Annotated in this window: 16 protein-coding genes; 2 read left to right on the forward strand and 14 right to left on the reverse strand. The window is 64.5% G+C overall.

The features are described from left to right. Window positions 1-34: 34 nt before the first annotated feature. From epsC to LHA26_RS13740, 5 genes are all read right to left on the reverse strand, one after another. Window positions 35-928 carry a serine O-acetyltransferase EpsC gene (gene epsC / locus LHA26_RS13720; protein WP_252166153.1) on the reverse strand — a complete coding sequence of 298 codons (894 nt, stop codon included), beginning with the start codon at window positions 926-928 and terminating at the stop codon, window positions 35-37. After that, window positions 925-1,548, reverse strand: coding sequence for an RBBP9/YdeN family alpha/beta hydrolase (locus LHA26_RS13725; RefSeq protein WP_252166154.1), 624 nt, complete (start codon window positions 1,546-1,548; stop codon window positions 925-927). The genes epsC and LHA26_RS13725 overlap by 4 nt, the downstream gene beginning before the upstream one ends. Before the next feature lie 92 nt (window positions 1,549-1,640). Then, on the reverse strand, window positions 1,641-2,699 hold the full coding sequence (gene rfbB, locus LHA26_RS13730; RefSeq protein ID WP_252166155.1) for a dTDP-glucose 4,6-dehydratase: 1,059 nt from the start codon (window positions 2,697-2,699) through the stop codon (window positions 1,641-1,643). Beyond that, window positions 2,692-3,615 (reverse strand): glucose-1-phosphate thymidylyltransferase RfbA, encoded by a 924-nt coding sequence (gene rfbA / locus LHA26_RS13735; protein WP_252166156.1) that lies wholly within the window; start codon window positions 3,613-3,615, stop codon window positions 2,692-2,694. The genes rfbB and rfbA overlap by 8 nt, the downstream gene beginning before the upstream one ends. Before the next feature lie 8 nt (window positions 3,616-3,623). After that, the gene (locus LHA26_RS13740) at window positions 3,624-4,949 is read right to left on the reverse strand and encodes a nucleotide sugar dehydrogenase (RefSeq protein WP_252166157.1); all 1,326 of its coding nucleotides are present in this window, start codon (window positions 4,947-4,949) and stop codon (window positions 3,624-3,626) included. A 117-nt stretch (window positions 4,950-5,066) separates the two neighbouring features. Here LHA26_RS13740 and msrA point away from each other — a divergent pair, with 117 nt between their 5' ends. Together msrA and LHA26_RS13750 are read left to right on the forward strand one after the other, a co-directional pair. Beyond that, the gene (gene msrA / locus LHA26_RS13745) at window positions 5,067-5,612 is read left to right on the forward strand and encodes a peptide-methionine (S)-S-oxide reductase MsrA (protein ID WP_252166158.1); all 546 of its coding nucleotides are present in this window, start codon (window positions 5,067-5,069) and stop codon (window positions 5,610-5,612) included. A gap of 55 nt (window positions 5,613-5,667) precedes the next feature. Beyond that, a complete protein-coding gene (locus LHA26_RS13750) occupies window positions 5,668-6,456 on the forward strand; it encodes an aspartyl/asparaginyl beta-hydroxylase domain-containing protein (RefSeq protein ID WP_252166159.1) in 789 nt (262 codons plus the stop codon). Between the two features lie 7 nt (window positions 6,457-6,463). Here the strand turns inward: LHA26_RS13750 and LHA26_RS13755 are convergent, their stop codons facing one another. From LHA26_RS13755 to LHA26_RS13795, 9 genes are all read right to left on the reverse strand, one after another. Next, complete coding sequence (locus LHA26_RS13755; protein WP_252166160.1) at window positions 6,464-7,585, reverse strand: tetratricopeptide repeat protein; 1,122 nt, start codon at window positions 7,583-7,585, stop codon at window positions 6,464-6,466. A gap of 123 nt (window positions 7,586-7,708) precedes the next feature. After that, window positions 7,709-8,815 (reverse strand): hypothetical protein, encoded by a 1,107-nt coding sequence (locus tag LHA26_RS13760; RefSeq protein ID WP_252166161.1) that lies wholly within the window; start codon window positions 8,813-8,815, stop codon window positions 7,709-7,711. After that, entirely contained in the window at window positions 8,815-10,686 is a 1,872-nt protein-coding gene (locus LHA26_RS13765; protein ID WP_252166162.1) for a glycosyltransferase, read from the reverse strand. Before LHA26_RS13765 ends, LHA26_RS13760 begins: the two co-directional genes overlap by 1 nt. Next, the gene (locus LHA26_RS13770) at window positions 10,686-11,711 is read right to left on the reverse strand and encodes a glycosyltransferase family 4 protein (RefSeq protein ID WP_252166163.1); all 1,026 of its coding nucleotides are present in this window, start codon (window positions 11,709-11,711) and stop codon (window positions 10,686-10,688) included. The genes LHA26_RS13765 and LHA26_RS13770 overlap by 1 nt, the downstream gene beginning before the upstream one ends. A gap of 124 nt (window positions 11,712-11,835) precedes the next feature. Next, on the reverse strand, window positions 11,836-13,521 hold the full coding sequence (locus tag LHA26_RS13775; protein WP_252166164.1) for a hypothetical protein: 1,686 nt from the start codon (window positions 13,519-13,521) through the stop codon (window positions 11,836-11,838). Between the two features lie 380 nt (window positions 13,522-13,901). Further along, window positions 13,902-14,504: a class I SAM-dependent methyltransferase gene (locus tag LHA26_RS13780; protein WP_252166165.1), complete on the reverse strand. Its 603-nt coding sequence runs from the start codon at window positions 14,502-14,504 to the stop codon at window positions 13,902-13,904. After that, a complete protein-coding gene (locus LHA26_RS13785; RefSeq protein WP_252166166.1) occupies window positions 14,501-15,364 on the reverse strand; it encodes a WcbI family polysaccharide biosynthesis putative acetyltransferase in 864 nt (287 codons plus the stop codon). Before LHA26_RS13785 ends, LHA26_RS13780 begins: the two co-directional genes overlap by 4 nt. Before the next feature lie 14 nt (window positions 15,365-15,378). Continuing rightward, a complete protein-coding gene (locus LHA26_RS13790; protein ID WP_252166167.1) occupies window positions 15,379-16,908 on the reverse strand; it encodes a polysaccharide pyruvyl transferase family protein in 1,530 nt (509 codons plus the stop codon). Beyond that, window positions 16,905-17,774: a glycosyltransferase family protein gene (locus LHA26_RS13795; protein ID WP_252166168.1), complete on the reverse strand. Its 870-nt coding sequence runs from the start codon at window positions 17,772-17,774 to the stop codon at window positions 16,905-16,907. The genes LHA26_RS13790 and LHA26_RS13795 overlap by 4 nt, the downstream gene beginning before the upstream one ends. Between the last annotated feature and the right edge of the window lie 3 nt (window positions 17,775-17,777).

Below are 17,777 nucleotides of genomic sequence, written 5' to 3' on the forward strand. Positions count from 1 at the left end.
GCCGCCCGCGCGCGGGGCGGCGCGGGCGGCCGGGTCAGCGCGGCAGCAGCTGCGGGGGTGGCGCGGCGACGCGGTGGGCCGGGGGCACGTCCTGCGCCAGCCAGATATTGCCTTCCACCACGCAGCCCGCGCCCAGCGTGATCGGCCCGACCAGCGTCGCGCCGGCGTGGATCACGACATCGTCGCCGAGCCGGGGATGGCGGCGGCCGGGTCCGCGCCCGCGGCCGCCGAGCGTGACGCCCTGGTGCAGATGGACTCGCGCGCCGATGCGGCTGGTCTCGCCGATCACCACGCCGCTGCCGTGATCGATGAACAGGCTCGGACCGATCTGCGCGCCGGGATGGATGTCGATCCCGGTTCGCTCCAGGGCGATGGCGGCGATGGTGCGCGCCACGATCGGCGCGCCCAGCGTGAACAGGCGGTGGGCGATGCGGTGGTGGATCACCGCCAATAGGCCCGGATAGCAGAGCAGCACCTCGTCGACACTGCGCGCCGCCGGATCGATCCTGTAGGCCGCCTCGACATCGCTATCGATCAGCCGGCGCAGCGCGGCCAGGCTGGCGGCGAAGTCACCGACGATGCGCTCCGCCGCGTCGGAGGCGGCCTTGTCGGTCGGGCGCTCGGGGGCGAGCATCTGCTCCAGCACGACCTGGCCATGGAGGCGATCGAGCTGCGTCTCGAGGCAGGCGGCGATGAAGCGCGCCTCGTTGCCGGCGTTGACCTCGGGCGGACCAAGACGCAGCGGGAAGAGCGCGGCACCGAGCTGCCGCAACAGGCTGGCGAGCGCCTCGCGCGAGGGAAAGGCGACACCATGCTCGGCATTGCGGGGATGGGCGGCGCGCCACGCGGCACGGGCCTCGGCGAGTTCGTGCAGCACGTCGTCCAGGCCGGCGCGGAAATTGGCGACGGGGGCGGGGGAAAGGCTCATGCCCGGCCTCCACTGTCGGCTCGGGGCGCGGGCGCTCGATCCGGCGCGACGAACGGACCGCCGCCGGGCCGGGCGGATCGGATCAGCCGATCGAGCAGCGCGCGGCCCTCGGGCCAGTCGCCGAGGCGGGAGTCGGCGTTGATGTGCCCCAAGGCTCCGGCGTCGACGAACTCCGCGTGCCAGGCGGTGGCGATCGCGCGCGAACGGGCGAGGCTGGCATAGGGATCGTCGCGGCTGGCGACGAGCAGCGCGGGGAAGGCCAGCGGCGCGGCGGGCGCGGGGGCGAAGGCGCGGATCAGCGGATGCGCATCGGCGCGATCGACATCGGGCGGCGCCACGAGCAGCGCGCCGGCCACCTTGGCGCGGCGTGCCGCGCTCGCCTCCGCCGCCCACCAGGCCACCGCCAGACAGCCCAAGCTGTGCGCGATCAGCAGCGCCGGCCGCGTCGACCGCGCCACGGCGCGATCGAGGCGCGAGACCCATAGGGCCGGGGTCGGATGATCCCATTGCCCCAGCTCCACGCGCCGGCACGACGGGCGTGCCGCGCACCAATGGCTTTGCCAATGATCCGGGCCGCTGTCGAACAGGCCGGGCAGCACGAGTTCCTGAAACTGGGACATGAGGCGCTCCATCGTGGCGCCAATTCCCTATCACTCTGCTGGGGAAAAGGGGGCGGCAGAAATGCTTGGGTGCGCCCAAGCGCGGGCGCGGGTCAGGCGGCGGCGCGGAGCGGGCGCCACCAGGCTTCGGCCTCGACATACCAGGCGATGCTCTGCGCCAGCCCGTCCGCCAGCCGGCGGCGCGGCGCGAAGCCGAGCCTGTCTCGCGCCTTGTCGGTGGCGAGCGCGTAGCGCCGGTCATGGCCCGGGCGATCGGCGACGAAGTGGAGCAGGGCGGCGGTGGCGCGCCCGCGCGCGGGCGGGGCGTCCGGAAAGCGGCGCGCCAGCTCCGGCCGATCGGCGAACAGCGCATCGAGCCCCGCGCACAGGCTCTGCGCGAGGCGAATATTGTCCTGCTCCTCGCCGCCGCCCAGCGCGTAGCTTTCGCCCGCCGCGCCATGGAGCAGCGCCGCTTCGAGCCCGCGACAATGATCCTCGACATGCAGCCAGTCGCGCACATTGCGGCCATCGCCGTAGAGCGGCAGCGGCAGGCCATGCAGCGCGTTGAGCAGGAAGAGCGGGATCAGCTTCTCGGGAAATTGATAGGGCCCGTAATTGTTCGAGCAGAAGCTCGTCACCGCATCGAGGCCGTAGGTGCGGTGATAGGCGCGGACGAGATGATCGGCCGCCGCTTTGGAGGCCGCATAGGGCGAGTTGGGCGCGAACGGGCTCGCCTCGGTGGCGGGCGGGGCCTCGGGGGCGAGCGAGCCGAACACTTCGTCGGTCGATACATTGTGGAAGCGGTGCGGCCGTCCCGTGCCGCGATCCAGCCACGCCGCGCGCGCCGCCTTCAACAGGCTGTGCGTGCCCATGATGTTCGTTTCGACAAAGGCATCGGGGCCGGCGATCGACCGATCGACATGGCTTTCGGCGGCGAAGTGGATCAGCCTGTCTATCCCGCGCTCCACCAGCAGCCGCTCCACCAGCGCCGTATCGCGAATGTCGCCCACGACCAGATCCACCCCGTCGAGATCGGCGAGATTGGTGGGGTTGCCGGCATAGGTCAGCGCATCGAGCACGACGATGGCGTCCGCCGGATGCGCCCGGCGCCAGTGACGCACGAAATTGGCGCCGATAAAGCCCGCGCCGCCGGTGACGAGCAGATCAGCCATGAACGTGCGCGGCGAGGGGGCCGGCCATGGCGGTGCGGGGCGCGCGCCCCGCCGCCAGCTGCCGCAGCAGATAGGCGCCATAGCCGCTCTTCAGGAGCGGGCGCGCCAACGCGTCCAGCGCCTCATCGTCGATAAAGCCGAGGCGCCAGGCAATCTCCTCCGGACAGCCGATCTTCAGCCCCTGCCGCTCCTCGACAATGCGGACATAATGCGCCGCGTCCAGCAGGCTGGCATGGGTGCCCGTATCGAGCCAGGCGATCCCGCGGCCGAGCGGCGCCGCCGCGAGCCGGCGATCCGCCAGATAGCCGCGCAGCAGATCGGTGATCTCCAGCTCGCCGCGCGGCGAGGGGGTGAGCGCGGCCGCGCGCGACGGCGCCTCGCCATCGCAATAATAGAGGCCCGTCACGGCATGGGTGGAGCGGGGCACCACGGGCTTCTCCTCCAGCCCGGTGACGCGACCATGCGCGTCGATCTCGGCGACGCCATAGGCGCGCGGATCGGCGACCGTGTAGGTGAAGAGGGTCGCGCCCTCGTCGCGCGCGTCCGCGGCCCGCAGCATGGCGGGGAAGCCGTTGCCGTAAAAGATGTTGTCGCCGAGGATCAGCGCCGAAGGCGCGCCCTTCAGCCACGGCTCCGCGAGCAGATAGGCCTGGGGCAGGCCGGCGGGCTCGGGCTGTACCGCATAGTCGATCGCAAGCCCCAGCCGGCTGCCATCGCCCAACAGCCGCTGGAAGGCGGCGGCATCGTGCGGCGTGGTGATGATCAGAATCTCGCGCAGACCGGCCAGCATCAGCACGGACAGCGGATAATAGATCATCGGCTTGTCGTACACGGGCATCAGCTGCTTGGAGACGGTCAGCGTGAGCGGGTAGAGCCGGGTCGCGGCGCCGCCCGCCAGGATGATTCCCCGCCGCACCGGGGCGCTCACAAGGTCCAGGTGCGGCAGGCGAGGCGGCGGTCGCGGAACACGCCCTTCACATCGGCGAACAGCCCGTCCTCGGCGACCAGCGCCTCGATCGCGGCGTCGCTCATGGCGCGATATTGATGATGGGCGACGGCGGCGATGACGAGATCGTAGCGCCGGTCGAGCACCGCGTCCGTCACCTTGACGCCATATTCGGCGGCCGCTTCGGCGGCATCGGCATGGGGATCGTGGACCGCCACGCCATGGCCGTGGAATTGCAGCCGCCGAACCATGTCCACCACCTTGGAGTTGCGCAGATCGGGCACATCCTCCTTGAAGGTGACGCCGAGCACCAGAACATGCATCAGCCGGCCGCCCATGGCGAGGTGCAGCGTGTCGGCGATCCAGCGGCCCATATCGTCGTTCACCGAGCGCGCCGCCGGGATTACCTCCGGCAGGTGGCCCAGCTCGATCGAGCGGTGCGACAGATAATAGGGATCGACGCCGATGCAGTGGCCGCCCACCAAACCGGGCTGGAAGGGCAGGAAGTTCCACTTGGTGCGCGCCGCGTCCAGCACATCCCAGATCGATACGTCGAGCCGCGCGAAGATGCGCGTCACCTCGTTCATGAAGGCGATGTTGACGTCGCGCTGCGCATTCTCGATCGCCTTGGCGCCCTCGGCGGCCTTGATCGAGGCGGCGCGGAAGGTGCCGCCGGTCGTCACCCGGTCATAGAGCGCGGCCACCCGGTCCAGCGTCTCGGGGCTGTCGCCGGCCACCACCTTGATGATCTTGTCGACGGTATGCTCCCGATCGCCGGGGTTGATCCGCTCGGGCGAATAGCCGACGCAGAAATCCTGCCGCCAGCGCAGCCCGCCGGCGCGCTCGATCGCGGGAACGCACAATTCCTCCGTAACGCCGGGATAGACGGTGCTCTCGAAGATCACCACCGGGTGGCGCGCGGGATCGATCATCCGCCCGACCATCTCGCTCGCCGCGATCAGCGCGCGCAGATCGGGGCGGTTGCGCTCGTCCACCGGCGTCGGCACGGTGACGATATAGATGTCGGCCGCGGGGCAGGCCTGCGCGTCGGCGACGCAGCGCAGGCGCGTTTCGCGCAGCCGCTCGGCGTCGATCTCGCCGGTGCGGTCATGGCCGGCGATCAGCTCGCTCACCCGGCCATCATCGATATCGAGCCCGATCGTGGGCAGGCTTTGCGCCAGCCGCACCGCGAGCGGCAGGCCGACATAGCCGAGCCCGATCACGACGACGGTTTCGGCCGAGGCCGCGAGCGGGGCGCTGGCGGCGGCGGGCGCGGCCGGCAGATCGAGCAGGGGCGTATCCATGCCCTCCGGCTAACCGATCTGTGTAAAAGCTTCGTCAATCGCTTAGCGCAGGGCGCTCCGGCTTGCATTCGCCCCCGCCCGTGCCGACATGGCGCGCATCTGAGACAAGGAGCCCTTATGGCTGAAGAAATCGCCACCCTGGCCGGAGGATGTTTCTGGTGCACCGAGGCGGTGTTCGACGATGTGATCGGCGTGCACGCGGTGGAGAGCGGCTATACCGGCGGCACGGTTGAGACGCCGAGCTATGAGCAGGTCTGCGGCGGCCAGACCGGCCATGCCGAGGCGGTGCGGATCCGCTTCGATCCGGCCGAGATCAGCTATGACGATCTGCTCGACATCTTCTTCCATACCCATGATCCGACTCAGCTCAACCGCCAGGGCAATGATGTCGGCACCCAATATCGCTCGGCGATCTTCCCGCATGACGAGGCGCAGCAGGCCGCCGCGCTGCGCGCGATCGAACGCGCCAAGGCCGAGCATGAACGGCCCGTGGTGACGACGATCGAGCCCGAGGCGCCCTGGTATCCCGCCGAGGCTTATCACCAGGAATATTTCGAGCGGATGGGCAATCAGAACCCCTATTGCATGGCGGTGGTGGCGCCCAAGCTGCAGAAGTTCCGCAAGAGTTACGCGGCGCGGCTGAAGCGCCAAAGCGCCGCCTGACACGCCCCGCACGGGCTTGAGCCCGCCGCCGGCCAGTGGCATGGCGGCGGGCGACGTGGCGGAGCGGAGACAGACAGGCGTGGCGCAGACGATCGAGAAGCAGCTTCCGCCGCAGCCGAGCAAGGCTCTGATCCCCAAGCGGCCGCTCGTCATGCGGCTCGGCCTGTGGCTGCAGCCGCGCATAAACCGGCTGAGCGCGCGCAGCTCCAAGATCGGCAACGAGGCCTTCTACGATACTGCCCATTTCCCCTGGGTCGCCCAGCTCGAGGCGCAGTGGGAGGCGATCCGCGAAGAGGCGCTGCGGGTTTCGCAGGATCTCAGCAAGGTGCCGCCGCTGGCGGAAATCTCCCCCGATCACCGGCGCATCGCCCCGGCGGGCATGTGGCGCTCCTTTTTCCTCTACGGCTATGGCTATCGGGTGGAGGCCAATTGCGAGGCCGCCCCGGTGACGGCGCGGCTGCTCAAATCGGTGCCGGGCCTCAATTCCGCGCTCTTCTCCATCCTGAAGCCGGGCACGCATATTCCGGCCCATACCGGCGTCTCCAAGGCGATCCTCACCTGCCACCTCGGCCTGCGCGTGCCCGCCGAGCGCGCCCGCTGCCGGATGCGCGTGGGCGAGGAGCAGACCCTGTGGGAAGAGGGCAAGGCCTTCGTCTTCGACGATATGTTCAACCATGAGGTGTGGAACGACACCGATGAGGTGCGGATCGTGCTGCTCGTGCAGTTCCGCCGCCCGATGCGCCCGCTCGGCCGCGCGATCGGCGAACTCTTCCTCTGGGGCGTGCGTCACAGCCGCTTCGTGCAGGATGCGCGCCGCGGCGTGGCGGAGTGGAAGGCCGGCTGAGCGGCGGTCAGACGGGAAACGGAGTTCGGCGGAGCCGATGCCAAGCGCGCTGCAGGCGTGCGATCCCGCCGGATCCGCTCTCGCGGCGTACAAAGTTATAGAATCGGGTATAAGCCTTATTGACTGGGTTGAGCTGCTTGGCGATGCGCGCGTGGCGCAGGGCCTCCGCGCGATAGCCCGTCTTCCACGAGATCACGCTCAGCCAGTGATGAAGCTGCGCATAATCCGGATGATCGGCTGTGATCTGCCGCGCCACAGCGAGCGATTCGTTGGCGCGTCCCCCCGCATAGAGCGCCTCGCTATAGGGTAGCGCATAGCCGATGAAGCCGCCGGACTGCACCACGGCTCTGGCATGAAGCTCAAGCGCCTCTTCATGCTGTTCCGCCGCCGTGAGTCGGCCAGCCAAAACATGGAGCATCAGCTCGTCACCGGGCGCGAGCTCGACCGCGCGACGTGCCAGCCTGATCGCCAAGCGGGCCCGATGCGCCGGCTGACGCTTGGCCAATTCGCTGAGGTAGAAGGGGTTCAGCTTTGTGCTGCTACGTAGCTCCGCGAGAAAAGCCTCCGCGTCCAACGATCCATCCAGAACCGCAAAAACCAGCGGACGTAATGCCCGGCTCATGCTGAGATAGGTTGATACCGGATGGCCGGCATAGCGGATCGGCAGCGAAGTGATCGGAATTTCGCGCGCGATAAGCGCGACGTGCCGCCCGTCAAGGTCGGTTGGATCATAGGCGATCACGGGGCGGAAAGAAGCGCGTAGCACACCATCGATCCCTTTGAGCCAGCGAGTCGCTTGCCCCTCTTGCCGCCAGCGCTGCTCAAAACGCGCCTTGCGTGGATCGTTGGAGAATTGCGGAGAGAGGCTTAGGCATGCGGTGGCCCCGATCGGATGAGCCAGCCGCAGCGCAGCATAGCCTCCCATACTCGAGCCGTAGGTCATGACATGCTCGGCGCCGGCGAGGTAGGCGCGAACGAGCCGTGCGGCAGTCAGAGTATCGGAATATTGATACCAGTTGTTGCCGCTGCCCATGAAGGTGACGAAGGAGACATTTTCCGATCGCAAGAAATCCTCGGCAAAGGCCTTGCGCTCGAAGCCGGCCTCCATCCCGTAGTTATCGAAGGTCACAATCCAGCGGCGGATGTCAGACCCAGGGTAGGCGCGAACGCACAGAGTATCACTTCGGTATAATTCGATCACAAGATGCTCGATAAAACGGGAGGGCGTCGAAAGACCTGGCTTGGCTCAGATTTAGCTGTGCTCGGCTATTTCAACCGACTCGATGCCAAAGGTCAGCCGGCGCGGGTCTGCCGGTGGCGTAAGCGCCTGCTGAACCTCGAACTGCACGATCGCGTGTCGATGCAAGGTCGCGCCCACTGTGATGAACCGCGTGTCCTCGGCAAGAGGAAAATCAACCCCGTTGAGCGAAAGCCGTGACGGCGAGGGCCGCGGCCCGAGTGGAGCGTACAACTTCATTCGGATCATGTAGTTGCCTGGCCAAGGAACTTCCACGAGGAAGCCAGCGGAGTGGCCGTTGCCAGCCCACGCCCATTCGCGTGAGCCTTCACGCTCCACGCTCCAGAATCCCCGCCGCGCGGGAAGCTGGCTGATTGACAGCCGCGCATGCCACGGGCGATCCGAAATCAGAGGTGTTCCTGCGAAGGCATCCCCAAGCGGGAGTAGGTCGATCATCGTGCTGTCGTCGGCGCTGGCGGTGAGATCGGGCGCCGGCCGCTCCTTGGGCCAATAGACCGCAAAACGCTCGCGTCCTGCATCGCCGCCCGCACGCCGTCCGGCTGCGAGCACCAGCCGTCTATAGCCCGAAAAATGCGCCACTTGCGCCGCGCAGGCCGCGAACAGGTCCGTCGACGGCGGCGAGCGGAGCACGATAGCTGGCCGAAAGCGCAGGATGTGCTGCTGCGCGGCGGAGAGCACATCCGGTGAGATGGCGCGACCAGCGAGGATGAGCAGGTCGCAGCGCGAGAGGCCGTCCAGCACATTTTCCAGGCTCAACAGGCGCAGCGCGCTCGGCGTCGACTCAAACTCTAGCGGATGCGGCCGGAAATCAAGCAACGCGTCGCGCGCGGCGAGCACCGACATGTTTGCCTCGAAGCCCAGCTGCGCGAGCGCCTCCCCATAGGCGCGCGACGGCAGCAGCACGGTTCCCGTGCTGTCGCGCAGCGACGACGTCAGGCGATCGCACTCGACGATTACGAGCTTCCTGCCGAGAGCCTGTACGATTGCCGACCCAATCACCGCCCAATCCGCATAGCCGTAACCGGCTCCGGCAGGCAGAGGTTCGTCGGCGCCGCAAACCTCGGAAAAGCGCGGAAGCGCGCGCCTGAAGGCGCTAATCATCAGTAGAGCTGCTCCAGAAGGGGCCGCTGCGGCGGCGCCGCCACGGCAACTCTGCGAGCCAGGACCGCCATTTGCTGTGATTCCCCACGGCTGCCGTCAAGTTGGCTCAGCTCGCTAAACGCATCAACCTTTCTGTCAACAACAAAGCCGGCGGCCACGAGCGGGGCCTTGAGCAATGCGATCCGCTCCGGTGCCTTGACGCCTGCGCGTGGATCCGCCACGGCCCAAACTGGACGGTGTCGCTCGATCACTGGTGCCAGATCATCGCCGATGATCCCGAGCACGAGATGCCCCCCCAAATTCAAAGCACGATGCGCCGTGCGTACCACAAGATCAAGATCGGCGTCGAAATCGTCGGCGGTAAGCGACACCAGCACCGCATCATACGCACTGGGCGGCGCGGTGGAGCATGCAGCGACACTCAACGCATCGACGCGGCCGTTCCAGGCGAAGCCCTGCTCCACGACGGCGATGTCGGCGCTGCGCAAGCCAATGGCCAATAATCGCCCGCCCTCGTCGCCGAGCGGCAACAGCCGCTCGCGCCACCACAGCGTCGCCTGCGCTTCGCCGGAGAGCATCGTCGCGCGCACAGTTTCCTCAATCGCCGGCTGTGCCGATTTCGGCAAGAAGCGAGCGGCGCGTGCGCGTGCCGCCAATGGCGCCGTCGAGGCCATTGTCTCCCGAATGGCCGTACTATAGTCACTGACAAATTTCTCTAAAGACAGGGCTTCACGGGCAAAGGCGGCAGCATTCTGCTCGTAGCGCTGCTGACGTGCAGGGTCCGCAAGCACGGGCGCCAACGCCGCCGCCACCCCGGGGCCATCCATGTGCGTCGGGGTGATCTTGATCAGTGTAGAGTCTCGATATTCGGCATAGACGCCTATGTCAGTGACCGCAGCGCAGCATCCGGCGCCAAGGCCGTTGGTCAGCGTTCCCGAAGTTTCCCCAAAGCTGGGGAAACGCAGGTTCATGAGAATATCGCAAGCAGCCAGATAATCGACCATATCCTCATCGGCGACATAATCGCGCAGAAGGACATTGTCGCTGAGACCGCGCGCGGCGACTTCCCGTCGCAAATCCAATTCGCTCGGCCGATGCTCCCCGGCGACAACAAAGAGCAGATCGGGATGGCGCCCCCGCAACACGGACACGGCATCAAGAGTCGCGGAGATCTGCTTGGCGCGCGTTACAAAGCCGAGCGACATAAGGATTCGCGCACGGGCAGGCAACCTCAGCTTGCGCCGCGCGGTGGCACGCGCGACGCGCCTGTCGTCACGCGACTCGGCGCAGTCCGCCCGTGACGGATGCTCGATCTTGTAGACCGGTCGCCGTTCTGGAAGCGCGGATAGCCGCAGCTTGCCGAGCAGTGAATGGGTAACTAGCGCGCGCGCATGCTGACCGACAAGCCCCAGCATACCGAATTCGGAGTGGGTTATTGGCGACTGCGTGCCGAAGAGAGAAATATCGCTTGCGACGATGGCGCCAGGATGGCCGTGCGCTTCAATCATCGCCTCGCGATACGCGGAGCCGTGAACCCCGTCCGGAAAGGCAAGCGCCATCATGTGCTGAAGCGAAAGATCGTGCACGGTGACAAGGCCGGGTGCCTGCACCATGTCGGGTAGCATGTAATGATGATCGGCATTGTTGCCGATCTGATAGATATGAAGCGAATTTTTCCAGCGCGGTCGCTGCAGGCGATATTGCATGCGACGCACGTAGCGAACATCGTCCGGCGGCGGCGGCGCGCCGTCGGCAATCACGCATAGGATCTCGAACTCGTCCGCAAGCGCTGGAAGAAAGCTGTAGCTGTAATCGGCGATCCCGTTGCGCACCGGAGGAAGCGGTGAGAAGAAGATGATCTGAGCGGTCATCAGGCGGCCTCAATTGCCCGCTGCGCGGCACGTGTCAGAATCGTGGCGAATGTACGGCTTTGCGCCTCGCTATAGCGATTGAAAACTGCGCGAGACGCATTGGCAAGCTCGGCCAGATCGCCGAACGATGTAAGCTGCGCCAATGCCTGAACCATCTCATCCGTGTCTGCGCAGCGATGCTCGGGCACGTCGGTCGCGATTCCGCCCATACCATCCGCCGTCGAGATCAGCGGCCGCCCGAAAGACAAACACTCCACGCTCTTGATCTTCAATCCGCTACCGCTGACATTCGGATTAAGGACGAGATCGACGGCGCTGTAGAAATCCTGGACTTCGTCGACGACGCCGAGCGCTTGGATCCCCGCCTGCCCATGCGAGACCCTCGCCGAAACCCGGCCGCCGACGAGCAGTTCGACTCGTCCGAGAACATCCGGCCGTCGCTTCAGCGAAGCGATCAGCGCCGCGAGCGATAGACGATTGCTTGGATTGTCGCTAGCAAGATAGCCTACCTTGATCTTGCCGCTACCGCGGCGCGATGCGAGAAAATTGGCTGGGACGAGATGACCGATCGTGATCACCGGGCGACTGGTTCGAGTGCGAAGGACCTCGGCTTCCTCGTCTTGAATGGCAATGACTGCATCTGCCCGATCAAGCCCGCGGCGCTCCTCCTCGGCACTGCAATAGAACCAGGTGGGAGCGAGACCTTGTGCCTGTAGCAGCCGCTGCCGCTCGCCGAAGACATCGTGCGTATCGATAAGCCGATAAGTCGTGCTCGGCACGGCCGTTAGGGCGCGTGAGATCCAAACATAGTTGGTGATTGCCAGGCCAAAATGCCATCGGGTGCAAAGCTGCCGGACAGCCTGTTCAAGCTCGATACCGCACCAGTCATCAATATCATACCCATCGATACCACGCAGTCGCTTTGGCTGATTGAGTGGTACGTAGTAGAAATAATCCCACCGATTAGTCATGATAGTGCGCTGTCGCTCGGTCAGTCCTTCATGACCATAATAGACAAAATGCACCTTGACTCCTCGCGCCTGCAGGAGGTCGCCAATCCTCCCAATTCGACAAGAATTGCCTTGATCCGAAGGGTCGGAAGGGATTGGCGTGACGATGAGGGCGTGCATCGGCGATGTGCGTCCGCGATCAATGCTGTGCCAGAATCGCGAGATCGCTCACCGCCGCGCTGAGCAGTCTGCGATCCTCGGACGAGGGCTGGCTAGCGTCGGCAGTCAATTCGATCAAGTGCAGCGAGGGACCCCCGGCGGAGCGGCGAGGCACGGCGATGTCCACACGCCATCCCGCACCGAATTCGGCCTCACGAGCCGTCTCGCCCTGCGAGATCAAGCGACCGCGCAGGCTCGCCTGGGCCCGCTCGTTGAGCATGAATGGCCCACTTACGCGCAGCAGATGATCCGCCGAACGATCCGCGATACGGGCGAGCAGCAGGCCGCGGCCGCTCATCCATCGAAAAGCGAGCCCTTCGCCGGTTTGCTCCCGGCCGTAGAAGCCGGCCAACGTGACATGATCGTCGAGCGTGCGCGCCCCGCCGCTGCGATGGTTGGCGCCGCTCGCGATGCGGACGGTGGCCACGGCGAGCGACGCGGTGGCGGCTTCACCGCCGAGATCGACTTGATCTTCGACCGGGCAGACCAGTTCCAGCGACAGGGAGCCGCTCGGGTTGAGCACGGCGCGCGGTATGACCGCAAATGCCCGCCACGGGGCGTGGCTTTGATCTACCCATAGCGAAATTGGGTGGCCATTAGCCAGGATTTGCAGAGCGCGCGCCGCTTCTGGCGATGCGGCCGCGCTGCCGCGGATCTCAAGAAAGGCATCCTCGGTTGCGCTGATCTCGGTCGCGATCAATGCGCGCTCGTGAAACCAGCGACCAAGCGCCCCCGTCGCACTCGCTGGAAGCCAGCCAAGACCGCTGACGCCGTCCTTCAGCGCGATCAACGTTTCCATCGGATGCGCGTGCATCGCGTCGGCACTGGGCTCGCTGCCTGTACATTCCAGCCAAAGCGCCGCCATCTGGCGTTCTAGCGCGATCCGCTGTCCCTGCACCGCCGCGTCCACGCGCGGCATCACCATGCCGTAAAAGTGCCGATGAACGTCGGTGCGGATCGCGCGGCCAAGCTCTTCCACCGTTGTGGTGAGGCTGAGAAGGCCTTGTTCGAGACGGGCGAGGCGCTGCTCGATCGTGTCGCCATGCGAAGCGCTGAAGACGATTGGACTGCCCTCGAAGTCGCGCGCATCATCGCGGAGCCGGACGTGCACGGTCGCGACCTTCCCGTCGAGCAGACCCACTGGCAGTGGGATGGAAAAGGGCAGATCGATCAGCGCTTTCCCGCCTGAGCCCCGCCCAGCCGGGCGGCGAACCTCGCAAAGAGCGAATTCTCGCCCGCCCGCGGCCGCGCTGACGGTCAGCGGCAAGGCGTCGGGGTTAACGTTGCGCAAGAAGCCGCTTATCACTCCACCCGAAAGAATGATCTCGCCGTCGGCCGGCACTAGCGAGTCCTCGACGTCCTGCGGCTCCGTCAGTACCCACTCGAATTCGTCGATCGGCTCTCCTGTGACGAGACGGGCGCGAAGAGTAACCGGCGCCTCGAGCAGCAGACCAGAGTTTACATTCACGACAAAAGACTGAGCCGTCTCCTCGGCGTCGATGGTGGCGAGCAAGAGCCCGTTCGCGTAAAGCTGGATTGCGGAGGGCGCTTTGCATTGCCCATAAAGAACGCCACGACGCAGGCTGTCGATCTTTAACTCGGCCGTTTCAATGAGCCTGTGCGAGGCAGTCGGAGCACGATCTTCGGTGTTAAAGGCCGCACTCATCGAATGTCCCTGTTTCCTGCAAGTGACTCTGGCATAGTCGCTCGCCCGCCACCGCGCAATGAGGATCACCATCGAGTCGGTTGATTTGAATCCCGTCCATCCGCTCGACGGCCCCTGTCCACGCGTACTCAACAAGACATTTCCATCTAATGGCCATCAACGCAGACCCGACTGCACAGACCGCATCTAGTCGGCGCTTGGTGCTTAGGAGGTACGCAGTTAGAACCTCGCGCTATCTTGCACGAAAATCTGGCATGACTGGTTGAAACCGACAGCCGATCAAAGGGAGTGTGGCGAGCTGCGATGCCTGAAGGCCTACCGCGGCGCTCCTTATGAGAGGGATGGTCATGGGGCGCCGCATCGGCCTCGCCCGTGAACATCTAGCCAGCGACGTCCTTGATCGCGATGCAGGCCATGCCGCCGTGCCAATGCTGGGAACGGTAGACTTCGATCTCGCGGAAGTCATTACGTTCAAAGAAATCGAGATTGAACCTGCGAACATGGCCCATGGTGAGGGCGACTTCGGCGAAGGGGCAGGCGATGACGACGTGGCGACGAGCAACCGCCTCCAGATCAGCCAGGAAGTGCTGCGGGTCGTCAACATGTTCAATGGTGTGGCTTGACAGTACGATGTCCCAGCTGCGCTCGCCTTTGAGGCTTTCGACGTCGCGCGCGATGTAGTTGATATCGGGATATTCCAGCGCCGCCAGCCGTAGCGCCTCCGCATCGAGATCGAGTGCCGTGACGCTATTGAGTTTGAGCCGGGCGAACGAATTCGGATGATGGATGGCGCGCAGCAGCGCGGTGCCGGCAGCGGTGCGGGCACCAACATCAAGCATGTCAAATGCCTGCTGGCCCTTGATGTGCCGCGATATGAAAGAAGCGATATCGCTGTAGAAGGACAGGCTCTGACTGTCGCAGCGAAGCTTGAGCTCGGCTTCGGCGTTCAGTTCGGCAGCTGCCGGCTGGAAGATCGCGGTCATGATGCTGTCTCTCGCTGTAGGTCGGGAACAGAGTCGTAGAATCGGAAGAAGGCTTCGATGATCTCTCGGTCATCGATATAGACCCTGGTCGGAGCATGCTCCAAGGGCCGCCCAAGCACGGGACGATCGATGCCGACGAAAGAGCCAGCCTGGAGATGCCTTAGTCCCCCGAATTGCGCGACTGCCGGATGAAGAGGAAGATGGATTCGCGAGAGACTGTACGTGCAATGGCGCTCCCTCAGACGCGACCCGTCAGCCTTATCGATGAGGCGCGCCGCCAACTCGAGTAGAACATCATTAATCGGATGATTGGGCGTGTAGAAAAGCTTGCGGTGCGATAAATTATTAGCGATGAAATCACTGATGATGATGTCGAGTCCGTTTTCGCGCTCCTTTAGCGCGGCAAGAGAAGCCTCGATGGCGTTGGGGTAAACGTCCAGATAAGCGTCACTCCGCCATCGAGCCGTGGTTTCAAACGCGGTCAGCCCATTGCGATAGGCGTTCAGGACGAACATGGAATGATAGTCGTCCATCGGTCCGACAAGTTTGCCTATCTCATCCAAATACACATACTCGATATCGGGAAAGTAGCCCGCGAAATAGGCATTAGGCCAGCTGATGCAGCAATGCGCCCTTTGTTTCAGCGATGAGGTTCTGACAAAGTCCAGAGGATAGGAGTCCGTAACCCGCTGCGCGAAGACGAAGTCGCTGCTGGCGGCAAGGGCCGTGACTTCAGCCCGATGAGCCTCGGTCATCTCGAAAACCGGTGGCAGGCGGGTGATTGCCCAATCCGTATGCTCGATCAGGATGGCCTCGATCAACTGCGCTTGACAATTTCCAATTACGACGGCGCTGGGCATGACAGGAGTACTCGTTATTGGTCGAGAAAATTTGAGAAAAGCAACGATGACAACGCAACTCCAAGCATTTCGTCAGTGGTTGAGCGGCCCCCACCGGGTTGAAGAACCGGGCCGAGGTGAAAGTCGATCATTAGCGGCTTGGCCGCGCGCCGGCTACGGAGTGGAAGCGCGAGAGGTACGGAGAGGTACACTGTATCCTCGGTGCCTCGATTGACGATCATCTCATCAAAGTGCAGCTCGCGATCGATTGACACGGACAAGCGACGGTGGGCGCCATCGGCACCAGGAAGATAGACAAGGAGCGCAATTGTCATCTGCTCGGCATTAGCCCAGCCCAGACTAGACGGAAGTGTGCAGCGCGCTGAGGCAGCGGTCGACCATGGAGAAACTTGAGTGTCGAGCTCCCAGCCGCTGTCCAGAAAGGCTTTGGCGACGCTGTCATTCTCGAATGTTATAAGCGGAGCTTCGGGCGAGAGGCTCGTGTTGAGCGCTGCGCTTCGGCGGCGGAGTTGATGGGTCAAGGCGGCAAGCGCCTCCGCTGCCGCGAGCGCCTCCGCTGCCGTATCTTCCGCACACGCGGAGGGTCGGCGACGATCCGCCTCAATTGCAGCGCGTCGAGCGGCAACTGTCTCATGGACGCGAAGGCGTATTTGGGTCACCTGCGCGGCACGGGCCATGATGTCGGGACCGCCGGCATCGGCCGCGGCATCATGCGCAAGCGCATCAAGCAAAACGTCAGGGCGATTTTCAAAAGGTGCGGCCGCAAGGATTGGCGCCAGATCCGGCAACATCAGCGACGCAGCCGTTTCCCGATACACCGCGAGTCCCTCCTCTACGGTATCGACAAAGATTGCCGTGCCGCCCGTAGAGGCTGCAAAATCCGCCCATTTGAAAGGAATGTCCACGCCGTCCCCGCGCCAGAAGGCATGCGGCACGCCATAGGCTCGGGCGATGATTGCGCCATGCAACGAGCCGCTCAAAATGAAGGAGGCTGAGGCGATATCGTCCAGAAGGGCGCGCAATTCCGCTTCCGTCGCGACGATGGGGGACAGCACCATATCCGCGCCCGCGCGCCCGCGCAGAGCCTCCGCCCGATCCATCTGTAGAATATGCGGTATGCACACATTCTTGCCACTCGTCCGCGCAGAGTGTGATGGTGCGTGATAGAGGGGCGCGAGCAGCCCGGGATCGCCGAACGGCGTGTCCGCGGGCAAGCCGAGGCTGTCCCGCGTCAGCGGGCCGCGCACGCTCGGCATGACTAGATGCTGCGCAACGTCCGCGCTGAGCGGGGCGCCATCGCGCGCGCCGCAGCCCCAAGCAGCGATAATAGCGTTGGCTGGAAGCTGCTGCAGGGCATCCGCCTGAAGCGCATCATCGATAATGCTGCCGATCAGGTGATAGGTGTCGATGTCGAACAAGGGACCTGCTGCCGCCCAAGCCGCGAGACAGGTTCCGAGATAGTCGCCGAAGTTCTTCCGCCCGAGATGCTGCGTCCAGAACTTAATGCGCCCGGCATGATCTCCAAGACCACCGGCCTCGTTCATGCCCACTGCCTAGCTTGGAATTCCTCGCTCGCCACCAGTTCGGCGGTGGCTCGTTCAAGACCGGACGCCAGCCCCTCTCGCTCCAACACCTCCAGAACGTGGCCGATTTCCGCCTGGCCGGGCGAGCGACCGAGGATCGCTCGATAGGTGGCCGCCGCGATCGTCGAGGCGGTGTCGACGCCAACGGTCGCATCGGGCGCCCGCCGAAGCGCGCTCTCGACTTCGGTGGCAATCCTGGCGAGCCGAACTTGAAAGCTGTCGCTATAAGATCGCAATTCCTGGCGGATGAAGGTTGCGAAGTTCGAGTTGATCAGATCGGTCGACTGCAAGTAGGTCGCCGCGGCGACCTGCGGCTGCGTCCGCAAGATGACTTGAATAAGGTCCTGATCGCTACCGGCGTGCAGCCATTCGGCAGAGTCGCGGAGGAGCTGCTCGCTGAGCCCATCGAATCCGGCCCGCCATTCGCGGACGACATGGCGCCCGATCTCATGGCCAAGGTTGATCATAACGACGCCGGCGTTGATGTCCCAATGGTGATCGGTTGCCATCGAAGGGGTAAGAACCAGGCCGAAATCGTTTCGTTCTTCAAGGTAGGAGCGGAGATCGAAGCTAGGATCATAGACGTACGCGTCGGCGTCCATGTAGATGGCCCAGCCGCCGAAGCCTCGCTGCAGCAGCTCCTCTAGCTGATAGATGCGGTTATAGGTCGCCTGCCAATTGTGGTAACCACGCTTGATGCCGGTGTAGCTCTCGTAAAGAAAGCCGTGTCGGGCGCAGTATTCCTTTACCGTCTGTGACGTGAGCTGGAGCATCTCGTCATAACGGTACGGATCAGCGGTTTGAAGAAATATGATCTGCATCTTCATGTC

It is taken from the genome of Sphingomonas morindae, assembly GCF_023822065.1.
Taxonomy (GTDB): Bacteria; Pseudomonadota; Alphaproteobacteria; order Sphingomonadales; family Sphingomonadaceae; genus Solisphingomonas; species Solisphingomonas morindae.

Bases quoted from the DNA above. Each gene is read 5' to 3' on its own strand.
- epsC (WP_252166153.1), bottom strand. From the start codon at position 928: ATGAGCCTTTCCCCCGCCCCCGTCGCCAATTTCCGCGCCGGCCTGGAC.
- LHA26_RS13725 (WP_252166154.1), bottom strand. From the start codon at position 1,548: ATGTCCCAGTTTCAGGAACTCGTGCTGCCCGGCCTGTTCGACAGCGGC.
- rfbB (WP_252166155.1), bottom strand. From the start codon at position 2,699: ATGGCTGATCTGCTCGTCACCGGCGGCGCGGGCTTTATCGGCGCCAAT.
- LHA26_RS13740 (WP_252166157.1), bottom strand. From the start codon at position 4,949: ATGGATACGCCCCTGCTCGATCTGCCGGCCGCGCCCGCCGCCGCCAGC.
- msrA (WP_252166158.1), top strand. From the start codon at position 5,067: ATGGCTGAAGAAATCGCCACCCTGGCCGGAGGATGTTTCTGGTGCACC.
- LHA26_RS13760 (WP_252166161.1), bottom strand. From the start codon at position 8,815: ATGATTAGCGCCTTCAGGCGCGCGCTTCCGCGCTTTTCCGAGGTTTGC.
- LHA26_RS13765 (WP_252166162.1), bottom strand. From the start codon at position 10,686: ATGACCGCTCAGATCATCTTCTTCTCACCGCTTCCTCCGGTGCGCAAC.
- LHA26_RS13775 (WP_252166164.1), bottom strand. From the start codon at position 13,521: ATGAGTGCGGCCTTTAACACCGAAGATCGTGCTCCGACTGCCTCGCAC.
- LHA26_RS13780 (WP_252166165.1), bottom strand. From the start codon at position 14,504: ATGACCGCGATCTTCCAGCCGGCAGCTGCCGAACTGAACGCCGAAGCC.
- LHA26_RS13785 (WP_252166166.1), bottom strand. From the start codon at position 15,364: ATGCCCAGCGCCGTCGTAATTGGAAATTGTCAAGCGCAGTTGATCGAG.
- LHA26_RS13790 (WP_252166167.1), bottom strand. From the start codon at position 16,908: ATGAACGAGGCCGGTGGTCTTGGAGATCATGCCGGGCGCATTAAGTTC.
- LHA26_RS13795 (WP_252166168.1), bottom strand. From the start codon at position 17,774: ATGAAGATGCAGATCATATTTCTTCAAACCGCTGATCCGTACCGTTAT.